Here is a 16,216-nt window from a genome sequence, read left to right on the forward strand (position 1 = left end):
GTGTATTACTTCAATATCCCCCAATCAGTCCCCTCTCCCTACGGGCGGTCCGACGTTTCGGGAGGGCTAGGGTGAGGGGCTTTTGATCTAAATGCTTTAGCCCGGGGTCAGGCACTCGGGGCCATTGAGCTTGGGATCATTGATCAGGTTCGCCAGCACTCGCTCGCGTAATGCGACCGGTTCGCTGGCGAGCAAGCCTTGCAGCACATGCAACGGTGTCTCCGGATCAAGCCATGCCGCCTGCCCTGCCTCATCAAGAATCAACGGCCGGCGCTGACTCGATGCCGCCTGCGTGATCACCGCCGTACTCAACCAGACCTGCTCCTGCACCGGGTAAGCCTCCCAGATCGCCGCGAAGAACAGCGATGAGCCCTCGCCCGGCGTCAGCCAGAACGGGCGCTTGCGCTGGGTTCCGCGCCATTCGTAAAAACCATTCGCCGGTAGCAGGCAGCGACGCTGACGCAGCGCCTCACGGAACATCGGCTGCTCGGCCACGGTTTCCGCGCGGGCATGCGTCGGAGTCTTCGACAGATCGGTCAGCCACGGCGGCGTCAGCCCCCAACGGGCGCGGGCCAGCGTGCGTGCACCGGCTTCACCGGCACGCAGCATCAACACCGAATCATTGGGGGAAATGTTCCACTGCGCCTGCTGATCGGCGGGAAAACCTGGCAGGGCCGCGAAATCGCGGTTCCAGCGAAACAGGGCATAACGTCCACACATGGGGCAACACGACTCTGAAGTAAAACGAAGCTCAGCCTAACAGACCAGCGTCCCCGGAAAGCTCTCCGGTTCATCGCCGGGCAGCGGCAGCGCGGCATTGTACGCGGTGATCAACTCGCGGGCGTACTCGGCCTGGTCATTCTCGACCGACAAGCCCAACAGGCCGAAGATCGGCAGCTCACCGGTACCGCCAAGCAAATCGCGGCCCACCAGGTGCGCCTCGATACCTTCGCTGGCGAGCATGCCCTTGAGCATTTCGCCTTCCATCAGGTTTTCCGGATCGTAGATTCGCTGCATGGGCGCGCCTCACTCGTTTTCGCTGAAGACTTCCAGAAACCAATCCTCGCCATGGACCTGCAATACAAACGTGACCGGCCGACAACACACCTGACAATCTTCGATATAGGTCTGATCGCCACCGGACAGGTCCACTGACGTCTCGACCATTTCCCCACAATAAGGACATTCGTATTCAGCGGCTTCCAGCATCGCGGTCTCCCAAGTGACTTGTGCGTATAATCGCCGGTCTATTTGCAGGGCTATTTTTGTCTGGCTACCTTTTTCAGACCGTGCCCCGTTGGTTTTCGATCAAAACCTTTACTTACCCTAGCCGTTTCCAACAAGAGAGCATGATGGGCGAATTCGATGCCATCCGACCTTACGACGACAGCGAAGTACCTGTGGTACTGGCAAGACTGCTCGCCGACAAGGCGTTTCTAGATATCCTCACCCACTTCCGCTTCCCGCGTTTTGCCGGTGCCTTCGGCTGGATGCTCAAACCACTTATAGCCCATCGGCTGCGTCGTGAGTTCGCCGACGTGACCTCGGTGGCGACGTTGCAGGACAAGGTCGAGTCCTACGTCGACCACACCATCGAGCGCGCCACCGACGGCGTGACCTACACCGGTGTCGAGCAATTCAAGTCGGGCAGCGCCTATCTGTTCATCGCCAACCACCGCGACATCGTCATGGACCCGGCCTTCGTCAACTACGCCGTGTACCACGCGGGCCTGCCGACGCCGCGCATCGCGATCGGCGACAACCTGCTGCAAAAGCCGTTTGTCAGCGATCTGATGCGCTTGAACAAGAGTTTCATCGTTCACCGCTCGATCACCGGCCGCCGCGAAAAAATGGCCGCGTATCAGCTGCTGTCGGCGTACATCAACCACTCGATCCGCAATGATTGCGCGTCGATCTGGATCGCTCAGGCCGAAGGCCGCGCGAAGGATGGCGATGACCGCACCGAGTCGGCGATCCTCAAGATGTTCCACATGAGCCGCAAGGACGAGCCGTTCGGCGAAGTCATTCGTTCGCTGAACGTCACCCCGGTGTCGATCAGCTACGAATACGACCCGTGCGACCAGGCCAAGGCCCGCGAGCTGTACATCCGCGCCACCACCGGCACTTACGCGAAAGCGCCGGGCGAGGATGACGTGAGCATTGCCAAGGGCATCACCGGCTACAAGGGCCGCGTGCACGTCAACTTCGCCGCGCCGATCAGCGAGCTGTTCGAGGACACCAAGCAATTGGCGGTCGAGATGGACAAGCAGATTCTGGGCGGTTACCGGTTATTCCCGGTGCATTACCTGGCGTACGCACAGTGGGCCGATGCGGATGCGCAATTGAATGTGCCGAAAGCTGCCGAGGTGTTTGCGGCGGATGAGCTGGCCAAGGCGCAGGAAGAGTGGCAGAGTCGGCTGGACGCGTGCCCGGTAGAGCATCGTCCGTATCTGGTCCTGCAATATGCGACGCCGGTGCGTAATCAGTACCGGGTGAAGGCTGGGTTGCCGCTGTAAAACAACGGCAAGATCAAAAGATCGCAGCCTGCGGCAGCTCCTACAGGGGATTCATGTAGGAGCTGCCGCAGGCTGCGATCTTTTGCTTTTAGTACCGCGTGCTGATCCACGAGACGATCAGGGCCAGAGCCAGGCAGGCAAACCCGAAACGATAGAAAAACCGGTTCATGCGCAACGTCGCCCAATCGAGGATCGGCTCGGCATTCGGTTGCGCTTGGCGCTGTGCGGCGATACTGGCCATCGCCCGCTGTTCACGGCGGCGGGTTGCATGCAGCAGCCAACTGCCGGGAAACGCCAACAGCAGCGCCAGCAGGTTGATCAATTTGGCGGGATGGGCGGTAAACAGCGTCATCAAGTGCAGCGACATCACAGACCTCTATCTAAACCGGTGTGGCAGGCGCCAGACCGACGACCGCGGCGCGGATTCTACCGAAACCTGACTGCCCTGCCCCAGCCTTTGCGACAAATTACCTGACATTCGACCGATGGCTGCCCTGTGTCACGGCTTCGTCATGTGGATGCAGCACCATGCGCGCCTCGAAACGCACATGGAACGCGACATGCTTCACGCTGAAAACCAGGATCGCCTGTACCTCATCACCCCTTACGACGAGCAACAAAGCCTCGTCGGCAGCCTTGCCTTCAATGTTCAGGATCGCCACTGGCTGGTGTATTGCGCCCTCGGCGGGCATCAGCATGCGGATTTGCCCGAGACGGATTTGCTGACGGGCGTTAGCGTGCTTGACTTTTACTCTCAGGCGGCCTGAATAAGCAAAAACACCCTCACCCTAGCCCTCTCCCAGAGGGAGAGGGGACTGACCGAGGTGTTTGGTCGAAGTACATCGACCTGAAAGTCCGAGGTGAATGTAGATTTCAAGAACAACACAAATCGGCTCCCTTCCCCCTCTACCCCCTGGGGGAGAGGGTTGGGGTGAGGGGGATCGATCTCCCGTACAACACAAATCCCAACCCTGACACCCACAAAAAAGCCCGGAACCATCACTGATCCCGGGCTTTTTCACATCCGCCGACAGCTTACTCAGCCAGAACCTGACCCACAGTCGGATCCTTGAACAGACGCGTCAACGCATCACTCAACACGTCGCTCACAAGCTTGGTATTGGTTTCCTGGTTCGGCGCCATGCCGAAACGCTGGTCCAGCGACGCGCCATAACGGCCGCTATAACGGCGGTTGGCGTTCTGCACGTCGGAGCGGAAGGTCGCGCCGATGGTCGCTTCGGTGACGTACATGCCTTCTTTCGGCGACTGGTACTTCAGTTCGGCGAGGGTCACGGTCAGTTGCGGAGCGTTTGGCGCGTTGTTGGTCGGGGTGAAACCGAGCAGACGCACGGCGGCTTCAGCCTGCGCCTGCAACTTCGGCAGGATCTGCTCGCGCTGCACGGTGATGGCGCTGGTTTCCGGGTACAGACCGCCACGGGTGCCGAGGGTTGGCGACGGACGACCGTCGACCACACGCACCACCACCGGCTGGCCACGACCGACCGGCGCCAGTTGGGTGGTCAGCTTCGGCTCCGGACTCAGTTGTTGCGGGCTGTGGGCGCAGCCGGCCAGGGTCAAACCGGCCACAGTGATCAAACCGAACAACAGGCGTTGCAACATGCTCTTCTCTCCAGAATCAGGCACAAACAGGCCGGCAGTATAGCGGTGGGCCACTGCGGGTCACCAGCGTCACGCGGTGAATACTGCAATGTCTGACCCAGCCGCGTCAGGCCGGTTCCTGTCATGCATCCGTCACCCCACGGACATGTTCACGTCACGGCCTGCTGGCAACCTGCAAATCAGTCCTCCAACAAGGTACTCGCCATGCGTTATCTGATCTCGTTGTTTGCGCCACGCCCGCTGCATCGCAGCTTTGCCCTGCTCGACCGTAACGGCCATTGCCAGGCATTCAAGCAGTGCAGCCTGCAGCCAATGGGCGACGGCTGGGTGGAAATCGAAGAAATCCGCCTCAACTGGTTGCACCAGCCACTGCCCGCCAGCGCCCGCGTCATAGCGTCGCAGCCCCGCGCACGGGTGCAGGCGATGTTGAGCATCTGACCGGATGCCTAATAAAAGTCATTAAACACGAGCAACTGCCCGCATTTCTTCGATACAATCTCCCCCCGATTATAAGGACGTCTCCTGATCGGGCCCCGCAACAGCGTCAATGCGCTTGCATCGACATCAAAATCGCCCACAGAGAGCCGCCCACACAGATCGAGTGAAGTTGGCGCGCTTGCCTGTTCTTCCGGCAAAAACCCGCTTTTCGCGAATCTGCAGAGCTGTCATCAGGCTCGGCCACCGCGTTGTTTTGCCCTTGCGGGCACGGTGCCAGGCTCCGACAGCCCTTTTTGAGGTTCACGTCTTCAAAAGAGCGTGAAAAAAACGGGTTTTCACAACTTCACAAGAGTGTGGCGAGCAAATGAATAGTTTTGCGTCTGAACATGCACCATTAGCGTCTGAAACAGCCCAACGACACAGGACCGGGTATACCTCGAATATCGGAGCCTGAAGCCTGTCCGCTACGGATTTGGTTGCACAAAAACGGATGTCTCGACCATAAGTCGAATTGCCAGCTGCGTGCTGAAATGAGTTCATGGAGCTCTTGAAAGCCAAGCCGCATACATCCGTCGAAGTTGCGAAAAATTGCGAAGATTCGGACATGGCGAACCTGACCACGGATAGCCCGGACATCAATGACCTGTCCCGGAACGCCTGGCAGCCATGCCGACAATTTGGTGCTGCAGATTTTGGAGACGCGTTAAATGGCGCATAACGAAGCAGTCGACGTAGTACTGGTTGGGGCCGGCATCATGAGTGCCACCCTTGCCGTACTGCTCAAAGAGCTCGACCCCGCGATCAAGCTGGAAGTCGTCGAGCTGATGGATTCCGGTGCTGCGGAGAGTTCCAACCCGTGGAACAACGCCGGTACCGGTCACGCTGGCCTGTGCGAGTTGAACTACACGCCGCAAGCCGCCGATGGCACCGTCGACATCAAGAAAGCCGTGCACATCAACACCCAGTTCGAGGTGTCGAAGCAGTTCTGGTCGTACCTGACCAAGAAAGGCACGTTCGGCTCGTGCAAATCCTTCATCAGCCCGGTGCCGCACCTGAGTTTCGTCCAGGGCGACTCAGGCGTGTCCTTCCTCAAGGATCGCTTTGATGTGCTGCACAAGCATCACGCCTTCGCCGACATGGAATACACCGAAGACAAGGCCAAAATGGCCGAGTGGATGCCGCTGATGATGCCGGGCCGCTCGCCGGACGAAGTCCTCGCCGCAACCCGCGTGATGAACGGCACCGACGTCAACTTCGGCGCCCTGACCAATCAGTTGCTCAAGCACCTGACCAGCGCACCCGACACCCAGGTCAAATACTGCAAGCGCGTCACCGGCCTCAAGCGTAACGGCAACGGCTGGACCGTCAGCATCAAGGACGTCAACAGCGGCAGCACTCGTGAAGTCGACGCCAAGTTCGTCTTCCTCGGCGCGGGCGGTGCGGCGCTGCCGTTGTTGCAGGCTTCGGGTATCGAAGAAAGCAAAGGCTTCGGCGGCTTCCCGATCAGCGGCCAGTGGCTGCGTTGCGACAACCCGGAAGTGGTCAAACTGCACCAGGCCAAGGTTTACAGCCAGGCCGCCGTGGGTTCGCCACCGATGTCGGTGCCGCACCTCGACACCCGCGTTGTCGACGGCAAGAAATCCCTGCTGTTCGGGCCATACGCCGGTTTCACCACCAAGTTCCTCAAGCACGGCTCCTTCATGGACCTGCCGCTGTCGGTTCGCGCCGGCAACATCGGGCCGATGCTGGCGGTAGCGAAAAACAACATGGACCTGACCAAATACCTGGTCAGCGAAGTGATGCAATCGATGGAACAGCGTCTGGATTCCCTGCGTCGTTTCTACCCTGAGGCGAAAGCCGAAGACTGGCGCCTGGAAGTGGCCGGCCAACGGGTGCAGATCATCAAGAAAGACCCGAAAAAGGGCGGCATCCTGCAATTCGGTACCGAACTGGTGTCGGCCAAGGACGGCTCCCTCGCCGCCCTGCTCGGTGCTTCGCCAGGCGCGTCGGTGACCGTTTCGATCATGCTGGAACTGATCGAGAAATGCTTCCCGGCCAAGGCCAAGGGTGAATGGGCTGGCAAACTGGCGGAGATCTTCCCGGCCCGTGAAAAGGTTCTGGAAACCGATGCTGCGCTGTATCGCAAGATCAACACGCAGAACAACATCGCGCTGGAGCTGGTTGAAGAAAGCAGCGAGACCCCAAGCTACGCTTGATCACGCCGCATAAAAAACGCCCCGTACTCAGTGAGTGCGGGGCGTTTTTTATGGCCAGGTAAAACCAATACCGCTGGCTCACCTACCTTTGTGGCGAGGGGATTTATCTCCGCTGGGCTGCGAAGCGGCCCCAAAACCTGCTGATAAGGTGTGTCAGGCAAACCGCACTCACTGATTTTGCGACTGCTGCGCAGCCGAACGGGGATAAATCCCCTCGCCACAGTTATTGGGGATACCTCAGGTACGGGACTTTGCGATCAGCTCGATGTATTCCGGGGCATTGCGCTGATCGGCGATCAGCTCAACGAAAGTCTTGCCCTGCTCGTCCTTGCCATCAACGTCATAACCCGCCTCGACGAAGAAGCCCAGAAAGCGCTCGAAGTCATCGATGCGCAAGCCACGGTAAGCCTTGATCAGTTTGTGCAGCGACGGCGAAGTGGCGTCGACCGGCTCAAAATCGAGGAACAGCTTGATCTGCTCATCGCCGATCTCGTCACCAATCACTTGTTTCTTATCTTTACGCATTGCCGACTCCAGCTCGCAGACATGACACGGGGCGGGCAGTTTACCCCTGCCCGACGGCCAGGCTCAACGCGAACGCGTACTGCCGGTGTGCAAATCGGCCCAGATGTGGCCGTTGGCGTAACTGAGGAACTGTACATACACGCTGTCGTTGCGCAGCAAGTCGATGACCACGCGGTATTGGGCCAGTGGATAAAAAAGCGTCAGGGTTTTGCTCTTGTCGTCGTAGATCGGCTTTTTCAGGCTTTTGCTTTCGCCGTCGAAATTGACCAGCACTTGAGTAATGGTCGCGCCTTTGTTCAGGGACTTGCCCTTGAGGCGGATCAGCAGCGGCGAGGTGACCGGAATCGGTTGCTGATTGGACTGGCGTTGCGCGCCCACCACAACGGAATAGTCGGTGACTTGCATGAGTTGCTGCTGCTCAGGCTCGGCATCGCGCAGGGTCAGATCGTCCGGCGGCAGGAACTGGCTGTGCATCGGCGCGGCGGAAAGGGGCAGGCTGAGGGCCAGCAGCAGGGCGGCGAAGCTGCGGATAATGAGGCGCATGACAGGCTCCGGAAGGCGGGGCCGAGCACTCTAGCATGGGATTAAAAGCAAAAGATCGCAGCGTTCCGCAGCTCCTGCAGGGTTTACAGCATTCCCATGTAGGAGCTGCCGAAGGCTGCGATCTTTTGATCTTGCTTACATGCCTTTAACGGCAAAGATCCCGTTGGCGTTGCGCCAGTAGCCTTTGTAATCCATGCCGTAACCGAAGATGTAACGGTCGATGCACGGCAGGCCGACGAAATCGGCTTTCAGGTCAGGACGCGCCTTGCGGTCGTGATCCTTGTCGATCAGCACGGCGGTGTGCACTTTGCGCGCGCCAGCGTGTTTGCAGAAGTCGATGATCGCGCCAAGGGTGTGGCCTTCATCGAGAATGTCGTCGATGATCAGCACGTCGCGGTCGATGAACGAGACTTCCGGCTTGGCTTTCCAGAACAGATCGCCGCCGCTGGTTTCATTGCGATAGCGGGTCGCGTGCAGGTAAGACGCTTCCAGCGGAAATTGCAGATGCGTCAGCAGCTTGCCGGAGAAGATCAGGCCGCCGTTCATCACGCAGAACACCACCGGGTTGCTGTCAGCCAGTTGTTCGTTGATTTGTGCACCGACGCGAGCGATGGCGGCCTCGACTTCAGATTCGGTGTACAGGCAGTCAGCCTCTCGCATGATTTGACGGATATGCTCGAGATCAGCGGACATGGCGCTCTCCAGGGGGTTCGATTTCGGAAAAGCGGGCAAAGGTACGCATCCCGCGAGGTCGAATCAAGCATTTGTGGACTAACGTACAGAATGTCCTATAGGACATCACCCTCGGATAGATTAATCTAGGCCGGTTTTTTTGCCCGCCGCCGGAGTTTTTTCATGCCCATCCTCGAGATCCGCCATCCGCTGATCCGCCATAAACTCGGCCTGATGCGCCGCGCTGACATCAGCACCAAGAATTTCCGTGAGCTTGCTCAGGAAGTCGGCGCCCTGTTGACCTATGAAGCTACAAAAGATTTGCCGCTGGAATCCTACGATATTCAAGGCTGGTGCGGCACCGTGTCGGTCGAGAAGATCGCCGGCAAGAAGATCACCGTCGTGCCGATCCTGCGCGCCGGCATCGGCATGCTCGAAGGCGTGTTGAGCCTGATCCCGGGTGCCAAGGTTTCCGCTGTGGGTGTCGCCCGCAATGAAGAAACCCTGCAAGCGCACACCTATCTGGAAAAACTGGTTCCGGAAATCGACGAACGGTTGGCGATGATCATCGACCCGATGCTCGCCACCGGCAGCTCGATGGTTGCGACCATTGACCTGCTGAAGAAAGCCGGTTGCAAGGACATCCGCGCGATGGTGCTGGTTGCCGCGCCGGAAGGCATTGCAGCAGTGGAAAAAGCTCACCCGGACGTGACCATCTACACCGCGTCCATCGATGAGCGCTTGAACGAGCACGGCTACATCATTCCTGGACTTGGCGACGCCGGTGACAAGATCTTCGGCACCAAGCAGAAGGACGCGTAACCATGCAGCAAGAGTTCAACGATCCGCTCTGGCGCACGGTGCTGTCCGGCGCCCAGATGCTGTTCGTGGCTTTCGGCGCTTTGGTGCTGATGCCGCTGATCACGGGCCTGGACCCGAACGTGGCACTGTTTACCGCAGGTCTAGGGACGATTCTGTTCCAGATCGTCACCGGGCGTCAGGTGCCGGTGTTTCTGGCGTCGAGCTTCGCTTTCATCACCCCGATCATTCTCGCCAAGGGCCAGTTCGGCCTCGCCGCGACCATGGGCGGTGTGATGGCGGCCGGTTTCGTCTACACCTTCCTGGGCCTTGCCGTGAAGATCAAAGGCACGGGCTTCATCGACCGTTTGCTGCCGCCGGTGGTGATTGGTCCGGTGATCATTTCCATCGGTCTGGCCATGGCGCCGATTGCTGCGAATATGGCGATGGGCAAGGCTGGCGACGGTTCTGAACTGATCCACTACCAGACCGCCATGCTGATCTCGATGCCGGCGCTGCTGACCACGTTGATCGTCGCGGTGTTCGGCAAAGGCATCTTCCGTCTGGTGCCGATCATTTCCGGTGTGCTGGTCGGTTTTGGTATGGCGTTCTATTTCGGCGTGGTCGACACCGCGAAGATTGCCGCCGCGCCATGGTTTGCGATTCCGCATTTCACCGCGCCGGAATTCAACTGGCAGGCGATCCTGTTCATCGTTCCGGTGGCGCTGGCTCCGGCCATTGAACACATCGGTGGCGTGATTGCCGTGGGTAGCGTGACCGGTCGCGATTACCTGAAAAAACCAGGCCTGCATCGCACCCTGCTCGGTGACGGCATTGCCACCACCGCCGCCGGCCTGTTCGGCGGCCCGCCAAACACCACCTACGCCGAAGTGACTGGCGCAGTGATGCTGACCAAGAACTACAATCCGAAAATCATGACCTGGGCGGCGGTCTTCGCCATCACCCTGGCGTTTATCGGCAAGTTCGGCGCACTGCTGCAAAGCATTCCGGTGCCGGTGATGGGCGGGATTCTGTGCCTGTTGTTCGGTTCGATTGCGGCGGTGGGCATGAACACCCTGATCCGCCACAAGATCGATCTGGGCGAGGCGCGCAATCTGGTGATTGTCTCGGTGACATTGGTGTTCGGGATTGGCGGTGTGCTGGTCGGTACCGGTACTGGTCCGGACGACTTCGGCCTCAAAGGCATCGCATTGTGCGCGGTGGTGGCGATTGCGCTGAACCTGATTCTGCCGGGCAATGACGGCTGGAAGAACAAGAAGGCGGATGAGCCGCTGATCTAAACCCTTAGATCTGATCGTTCCCACGCTCTGCGTGGGAATGCAGCCCGTGACGCTCCGCGTCACTGGACGCGGAGCGTCCCTAGAGGCATTCCCACGCAGAGCGTGGGAACGATCATGTGGGAGCGGGCTTGCTCGCGAAGCTTCTGGCTCTTAGAGGGCCAGCGGCGCTCGTTCGCAGAGAGTTGCCAACGCCTTCGCCCATTGCCGGTCGTCATTCAGGCATGGCACCAGCACCAACTCCTCGCCCCCCGCTTCGCGGAACTGCTCCTTGCCGCGATCGCCAATCTCTTCCAGCGTCTCGATGCAATCGGCGACAAACGCCGGGCACATCACCAGCAGCTTCTTCACGCCGCTTTTACCCAGCTCATCCAGCCGCGCTTCGGTGTACGGTTCGATCCATTTCGCCCGGCCCAACCGCGACTGAAACGATACCGACCACTTGCCGTCCGGCAGGCCCATGCGCTCAGCGAACAGCGCTGCAGTTCGCAGGCATTGTGCGCGATAACAGGTGGCCATTACCGCCGGTGAAGCGTTCTTGCAGCAGTCGTCATTCTTGAAACAATGATTACCCGTCGGGTCGAGCTTGGTCAGGTGCCGTTCCGGCAACCCGTGGAAACTCAACAGCAAGTGATCGTAATCCTGCTGCAAGTGCGGTCTGGCGCTTGCAACCAGCGCGTCGAGATACTCCGGCTGATCGTAGAACGGTTGCAGCACCGACAGCTGCACATTGAGCTTCTTCTCGCGGATCACTCGCTTGGCTTCTTCGATCACCGTGGTCGTGGTGCTGTCGGCGAACTGTGGATACAGCGGCGCCAGCGTGATGCGCTTGTGTCCCGCGGCCACCAGCTTGAGCAAACAGGTTTCAATCGACGGCTCGCCGTAACGCATGGCCAGTTCCACCGGGCCCTGAGTCCACTGCGCGTGCATCTGCTGTTGCAGGCGACGGCTGAGCACCACCAGTGGCGAGCCCTCCTCCCACCAGATCGACGCGTAGGCGTGGGCCGACTGTTCCGGACGCTTGATCAGGATCAGCGATACCAGCAGACGCCGCACCGGCCATGGCAGGTCGATCACGTACGGGTCCATCAGAAATTGATTGAGGTAGCTGCGCACATCGGCCACAGAGGTTGAGGCCGGGGAACCCAGGTTGACCAGAAGCAAGGCGTGATCGGTCATGCAACGTCCTATTTCAGAGGCGGCTGGAGAGATCATCCAGGGCCGCGCGTAAATCCGTGAACTGGAAAGTGAAACCCGCTTCCAGCAAGCGTTCCGGCAAAGCCTTCTGGCCGCCGAGCAACAACAAAGACATCTCGCCGAGGCCGACCTTCAGGGCCAGGGTCGGCATCGGCATGAACGCCGGGCGGTGCAGCACGCTGCCCAGCGTCTTGGCAAATTCGCGATTGCGCACAGGTTTTGGCGCGCACGCATTATAAGGACCACTGGCCTGATCGCGGTGCAGAAGAAAATCAATCAGGGCGATTTGATCGTTGATATGAATCCACGGCATCCACTGCCGACCATTGCCCAAAGGCCCGCCGAGCCCGAGCTTGAACGGCAGCAGTAACCGCGACAAAAAGCCGCCCTCGGCCGACAGCACCAGCCCGGTGCGCACCAGCACCACACGGATGCCCTGCGCTTCGGCGCGCAGCGCGGTTTCTTCCCAGGCGATGCACAACTGACTGGCGAAGTCGTCGATCACCGGCGGCGAGTCTTCCGTCAGTTCGCGCTCGCCACCATCGCCGTACCAGCCGATCGCCGATCCGGAAATCAGCAACGCCGGTTTTTGCGCGCGGGTTTCCAGCCACGCCAGCAAGGTTTCCGTGAGCTTGATCCGACTGCTCCACAGCAACGCTTTGCGTCGATGGGTCCACGGCCGGTCGGCAATCGGTGCGCCAGCAAGATTGATGATCGCGTCCACGGGTTCCTCGCCGAGGTCTTCGAGATGCGCAATGCCACGCACTTGCGCACCGCAGATTTTCGCGACTTTTTCCGCTTTGCGACTCCACACGGTCAGGCGGTGCCCCTGCCCTGACCAGTGCCGGCAAAGCTGACGTCCGATCAAACCAGTACCGCCGGTCAGCAATATGTGCATGACATCTTCCTCGCGTGGCGTTTTACCCTGATCACTAGTCTATTTTTATAAACAGGGATCTTTTCTAACGGGCAGGCTCTATTGTTTAACCATAGGCCAAGCTGTCAGAACGAGAACGCTAGAAGTTATACCAAAAAACAAAATTGTACAGGTTTCATCCACGGCGTAGTCTGTACAGAAAGGTAAACGAGGCCCCTATGACTGTACCTATCGCAATCATCGGCACCGGCATCGCCGGGCTCTCCGCCGCCCAGGCTCTGACAGAGACCGGGCATACCGTGCAACTGTTCGATAAAAGCCGCGGCAGCGGCGGGCGCATGTCGAGCAAGCGCAGCGACGCCGGCTCGCTGGACATGGGCGCGCAATACTTCACCGCCCGTGACCGCCGCTTCGTCACTGAAGTGCAGCGCTGGCAAAGTCAGGGCTGGGTCGCCGAGTGGACGCCGCAGCTCTACACCTATCAGGGCGGGCAACTGAACCTGTCGCCGGACGAGCAGACCCGTTGGGTTGGCGCGCCGCGTATGAGCGCCATCACCCGTGGCTTGCTTGACGGTCTGGAAGTGCACTTCGCCTGCCGCATTACCGAAGTTTTTCGCGGTGAAGAGCATTGGCATCTGCAGGACGCCGAAGGCTTCACCCACGGTCCGTTCAGTCATGTGGTAATTGCCACGCCAGCACCGCAAGCCACGGCATTGCTGGCCGCCGCACCGAAACTCGCCGGTGCCGCCGCCGGGGTGAAAATGGACCCGACCTGGGCCGTCGCCCTCGCTTTCGATACACCACTGGACACGCCGATTGAGGGCTGCTTCGTGCAGGACAGCCCGCTCGACTGGCTGGCGCGCAACCGCAGCAAACCCGGGCGCGACAACACGCTCGACACGTGGGTGCTACATGCCACCAGCGCGTGGAGCCGGCAACACATCGACCTGTCCAAGGAAGCGGTGATCGAACAACTGCACGGGGCTTTCGCCGAGCTGCTGCACAGCGCCATGCCCGCTCCGACCTTCAGCCTCGCGCATCGTTGGCTCTACGCGCGGCCGGCGATTGGCCACGAATGGGGCACGCTGGCCGATGCCGATCTGGGCTTGTATGCCTGCGGCGACTGGTGCCTGTCAGGACGTGTCGAAGGTGCCTGGCTGAGTGGCCAGGAAGCTGCGCGACGCTTGAACGAACACCTGCAGTGAACCGCATCAATCCGCGTAAATTGCTGCTGTCGAAATGGACAGCAGCTCACCCGCAGAATCGTGAAAAGCATTTTCTGGTCACCGAGCTGTTCCGTGATGAGGACGGCACGGTGCTGGAAGTTGAATTGCAGGCGGTGCTGACCAAGCGCGCCGAACGCCTCGATTGGCAGACTCTGCAAAACAGCACTCACTGGAAAATCGGCTGGCTCATGTAGGAGCTGCCGAAGGCTGCGATCTTTTGATCCTGTTTTTAAAAACAACATCAAAAGATCGCAGCCTTCGGCAGCCCCCTACAGAAACTTGTACAAACAATTTGACTTGTACACCTTTGAATCTATGCTAACCCAATATTGTACAGAGATTGCTCTCTGTACAGGTTTAGATTCGAGGTGCTTATGTCCGTCCTTTCCCCGGCCAAACCGAAAATCGCCATCAGCGCCTGCCTGCTGGGTGCCGAGGTGCGCTTCAACGGTGGGCACAAGGAATCGCGCCTGTGCAGCCGCACCCTTACTGAATATTTCGATTTCACTCCGGTCTGCCCGGAGGTCGCCATCGGCCTGGGTATTCCCCGCGAGCCGATCCGCCTCGTCGGTGATCCAGATCATCCTGAAGCCATCGGCACGGTGAATCCGGCGATCAACGTCACCCGGCCACTGGCCGAGTACGGCGAGAAAATGGCCGCCGAACTCGATGACATCTGCGGCTACATCTTCATGCAGCAATCGCCGTCCTGCGGTCTGGAACGGGTCAAGGTCTATCACGCCAACGGCGCTCCGGTGAATGGCGGCGGACGCGGCATCTACGCCGAAGCCTTCTGTGCGCAACACCCGGACCTGCCGGTGGAAGAAGCCGGGCGTCTCAACGATCCGGTACTGCGCGAAAACTTCATCACCCGCGTGTTCGCCTACAGCGCCTGGCAGCAAGTGCTCGGCGAAGGCCTGAGCCGTCGCGCGCTGACCGAATTCCACTCGCGCTACAAATACCTGCTGATGGCCCACAACCCGCTGCAATACAAAGCACTGGGCAAACTGCTGGGCAATATGGCGCACACCGATCCCGCCGAACTCGGCCCGCGCTACTTCAGCGAACTGATGGCGGCGCTGAAAAAATGCGCCACGCGCGGCACGCACTGCAACGTGTTGCTGCACATCAGCGGATATCTGAAACAGGTCATCAGCGCCGCAGACAAACAGGAAATGGTTCACGTCATCGACCAGTACCGTCAGGGCATCGTGCCGCTGGTGGTGCCGTTGACGCTGCTCAAGCATCACTTTCGCCAACATCCCGATCCGTATATCGCGCAACAGGTTTACCTGCAACCGCACCCGGAAAACCTCAGCCTGCGAAACGCCATCTGATGAACGACAAACCCGACTCCAGCGCCCAGGAAGACCTCGGCGCCGACTTCAAGAAAGCCCTCGACGAAGGCTGGCTGCCGATCCGCGAAGTCGCGCGGCAGACCGGCGTCAACGCGATCACATTGCGTGCGTGGGAGCGCCGTTACGGGCTGATCGTGCCGCAACGCACGCCCAAGGGCCATCGACTCTACAGCGCCGAACATGTGCAACGGGTTCTGGCGATCCTGACCTGGCTCAACCGTGGCGTCGCGGTCAGTCAGGTCAAGCCGCTGCTCGACACCCCGCATGCTTTCAGCGAATCGGTGGAAAACGATTGGCAACGCCTGCGCCAGACCTTGCTGGCCGCCGTTACCCAACTCAATGAACGTGCGCTCGACGACAGCGTCAATCAGGCCATGGCGCTCTACCCGCCGCGCACCCTGTGTGAACAATTGCTGATGCCGCTGCTGGCTGATCTCGAACAGCGCTGGCAGGGCCAGTTCGGTGCGCAGATGGAACGCACGTTCTTTTTTTCCTGGTTACGCAGCAAATTCGGCGCCCGCATCTACCATAACAATCGTCAGTTACACACCGCGCCCTTGCTGTTGATCAATCAATCCGACCTGCCACTGGAACCTCATCTGTGGCTGTGCGCGTGGCTGATCAGCAGCGCCGATTGCCCGGTGCAAGTGTTTGACTGGCCTATACCGGCCGGTGAATTGGCGCTGACCGTCGAACACCTGCAAGCCCGTGGCGTACTGCTGTATTCCAGCAAAGCCATGAACCTTGCGCACTTGCCCAAGCTACTGAACGGAGTCAGTTGCACAAAAATGCTGGTCGGACCAACGGTATGCATCCACCACGCCGAGTTGTCCGTAAGAACTTCCGAGATCGCTGATTTGTACCTGGCTGAAGATCCGCTTTCGGCGCACCAGGCACTCGTTCAGCGTGGGCTGATTTAATGAACTCAGTGA

Annotated in this window: 20 protein-coding genes; 10 read left to right on the forward strand and 10 right to left on the reverse strand. The window is 59.5% G+C overall.

Annotated features, from left to right (window positions below; genetic code table 11):
• Window positions 1-96: 96 nt before the first annotated feature.
• The 3 genes from QOL84_RS28965 to QOL84_RS28975 are packed head-to-tail and all read right to left on the reverse strand — an operon-like array spanning window position 97 to window position 1,209.
• Window positions 97-720 carry an SOS response-associated peptidase gene (locus QOL84_RS28965; protein WP_283439424.1) on the reverse strand — a complete coding sequence of 208 codons (624 nt, stop codon included), beginning with the start codon at window positions 718-720 and terminating at the stop codon, window positions 97-99.
• 36 nt (window positions 721-756) lie between these two features.
• The gene (locus QOL84_RS28970; RefSeq protein ID WP_129395463.1) at window positions 757-1,017 is read right to left on the reverse strand and encodes a putative signal transducing protein; all 261 of its coding nucleotides are present in this window, start codon (window positions 1,015-1,017) and stop codon (window positions 757-759) included.
• A gap of 9 nt (window positions 1,018-1,026) precedes the next feature.
• Window positions 1,027-1,209 (reverse strand): CPXCG motif-containing cysteine-rich protein, encoded by a 183-nt coding sequence (locus QOL84_RS28975; RefSeq protein ID WP_283439425.1) that lies wholly within the window; start codon window positions 1,207-1,209, stop codon window positions 1,027-1,029.
• 143 nt (window positions 1,210-1,352) lie between these two features.
• On the opposite strand from QOL84_RS28975, the gene QOL84_RS28980 reads away from it, so the two are divergent.
• Window positions 1,353-2,516 (forward strand): 1-acyl-sn-glycerol-3-phosphate acyltransferase, encoded by a 1,164-nt coding sequence (locus QOL84_RS28980; protein WP_174823951.1) that lies wholly within the window; start codon window positions 1,353-1,355, stop codon window positions 2,514-2,516.
• Window positions 2,517-2,604: 88 nt separating this feature from the next.
• Here the strand turns inward: QOL84_RS28980 and QOL84_RS28985 are convergent, their stop codons facing one another.
• Window positions 2,605-2,883, reverse strand: coding sequence for a hypothetical protein (locus QOL84_RS28985; RefSeq protein ID WP_034154337.1), 279 nt, complete (start codon window positions 2,881-2,883; stop codon window positions 2,605-2,607).
• A gap of 193 nt (window positions 2,884-3,076) precedes the next feature.
• On the opposite strand from QOL84_RS28985, the gene QOL84_RS28990 reads away from it, so the two are divergent.
• On the forward strand, window positions 3,077-3,283 hold the full coding sequence (locus tag QOL84_RS28990) for a hypothetical protein (protein WP_008083982.1): 207 nt from the start codon (window positions 3,077-3,079) through the stop codon (window positions 3,281-3,283).
• 268 nt (window positions 3,284-3,551) lie between these two features.
• Here the strand turns inward: QOL84_RS28990 and QOL84_RS28995 are convergent, their stop codons facing one another.
• Complete coding sequence (locus QOL84_RS28995) at window positions 3,552-4,136, reverse strand: YajG family lipoprotein (protein ID WP_034154336.1); 585 nt, start codon at window positions 4,134-4,136, stop codon at window positions 3,552-3,554.
• 204 nt (window positions 4,137-4,340) lie between these two features.
• Here QOL84_RS28995 and QOL84_RS29000 point away from each other — a divergent pair, with 204 nt between their 5' ends.
• Window positions 4,341-4,574 (forward strand): hypothetical protein, encoded by a 234-nt coding sequence (locus QOL84_RS29000; RefSeq protein ID WP_007912834.1) that lies wholly within the window; start codon window positions 4,341-4,343, stop codon window positions 4,572-4,574.
• A 707-nt stretch (window positions 4,575-5,281) separates the two neighbouring features.
• Window positions 5,282-6,790: a malate dehydrogenase (quinone) gene (gene mqo / locus QOL84_RS29005; protein WP_129395467.1), complete on the forward strand. Its 1,509-nt coding sequence runs from the start codon at window positions 5,282-5,284 to the stop codon at window positions 6,788-6,790.
• Between the two features lie 237 nt (window positions 6,791-7,027).
• On the opposite strand, the gene QOL84_RS29010 is transcribed toward mqo, so the two are convergent.
• From QOL84_RS29010 to QOL84_RS29020, 3 genes are all read right to left on the reverse strand, one after another.
• A complete protein-coding gene (locus QOL84_RS29010) occupies window positions 7,028-7,315 on the reverse strand; it encodes a PA4642 family protein (RefSeq protein ID WP_283439426.1) in 288 nt (95 codons plus the stop codon).
• A gap of 63 nt (window positions 7,316-7,378) precedes the next feature.
• Window positions 7,379-7,858, reverse strand: coding sequence for a hypothetical protein (locus QOL84_RS29015; protein ID WP_283439427.1), 480 nt, complete (start codon window positions 7,856-7,858; stop codon window positions 7,379-7,381).
• A 135-nt stretch (window positions 7,859-7,993) separates the two neighbouring features.
• Window positions 7,994-8,551, reverse strand: a complete 558-nt coding sequence (locus QOL84_RS29020; RefSeq protein ID WP_016987197.1) for a hypoxanthine-guanine phosphoribosyltransferase — start codon at window positions 8,549-8,551, stop codon at window positions 7,994-7,996.
• 162 nt (window positions 8,552-8,713) lie between these two features.
• Here QOL84_RS29020 and upp point away from each other — a divergent pair, with 162 nt between their 5' ends.
• A complete protein-coding gene (upp, locus tag QOL84_RS29025) occupies window positions 8,714-9,352 on the forward strand; it encodes a uracil phosphoribosyltransferase (protein WP_283439428.1) in 639 nt (212 codons plus the stop codon).
• 2 nt (window positions 9,353-9,354) lie between these two features.
• Window positions 9,355-10,629 (forward strand): uracil-xanthine permease family protein, encoded by a 1,275-nt coding sequence (locus tag QOL84_RS29030; protein WP_283439429.1) that lies wholly within the window; start codon window positions 9,355-9,357, stop codon window positions 10,627-10,629.
• 150 nt (window positions 10,630-10,779) lie between these two features.
• Here QOL84_RS29030 and hemH read toward each other — a convergent pair whose 3' ends face one another.
• Entirely contained in the window at window positions 10,780-11,805 is a 1,026-nt protein-coding gene (gene hemH, locus QOL84_RS29035) for a ferrochelatase (protein ID WP_283439430.1), read from the reverse strand.
• A gap of 13 nt (window positions 11,806-11,818) precedes the next feature.
• On the reverse strand, window positions 11,819-12,721 hold the full coding sequence (locus QOL84_RS29040) for a TIGR01777 family oxidoreductase (protein WP_283439431.1): 903 nt from the start codon (window positions 12,719-12,721) through the stop codon (window positions 11,819-11,821).
• 197 nt (window positions 12,722-12,918) lie between these two features.
• Here QOL84_RS29040 and QOL84_RS29045 point away from each other — a divergent pair, with 197 nt between their 5' ends.
• The 4 genes from QOL84_RS29045 (at window position 12,919) to QOL84_RS29060 (ending at window position 16,204) form a co-directional block, all read left to right on the forward strand.
• Entirely contained in the window at window positions 12,919-13,905 is a 987-nt protein-coding gene (locus tag QOL84_RS29045) for an NAD(P)/FAD-dependent oxidoreductase (RefSeq protein ID WP_283439432.1), read from the forward strand.
• Window positions 13,902-14,120 (forward strand): TIGR02450 family Trp-rich protein, encoded by a 219-nt coding sequence (locus QOL84_RS29050; protein WP_129395475.1) that lies wholly within the window; start codon window positions 13,902-13,904, stop codon window positions 14,118-14,120. Before QOL84_RS29045 ends, QOL84_RS29050 begins: the two co-directional genes overlap by 4 nt.
• A gap of 180 nt (window positions 14,121-14,300) precedes the next feature.
• Window positions 14,301-15,263, forward strand: coding sequence for a YbgA family protein (locus tag QOL84_RS29055; protein WP_283439433.1), 963 nt, complete (start codon window positions 14,301-14,303; stop codon window positions 15,261-15,263).
• A complete protein-coding gene (locus QOL84_RS29060) occupies window positions 15,263-16,204 on the forward strand; it encodes a MerR family transcriptional regulator (RefSeq protein ID WP_283439434.1) in 942 nt (313 codons plus the stop codon). Before QOL84_RS29055 ends, QOL84_RS29060 begins: the two co-directional genes overlap by 1 nt.
• Window positions 16,205-16,216 lie beyond the last annotated feature (12 nt).

Origin of the sequence: Pseudomonas helmanticensis (genome assembly GCF_900182985.1) — a bacterium.
Lineage (GTDB): Bacteria > Pseudomonadota > Gammaproteobacteria > Pseudomonadales > Pseudomonadaceae > Aquipseudomonas > Aquipseudomonas helmanticensis.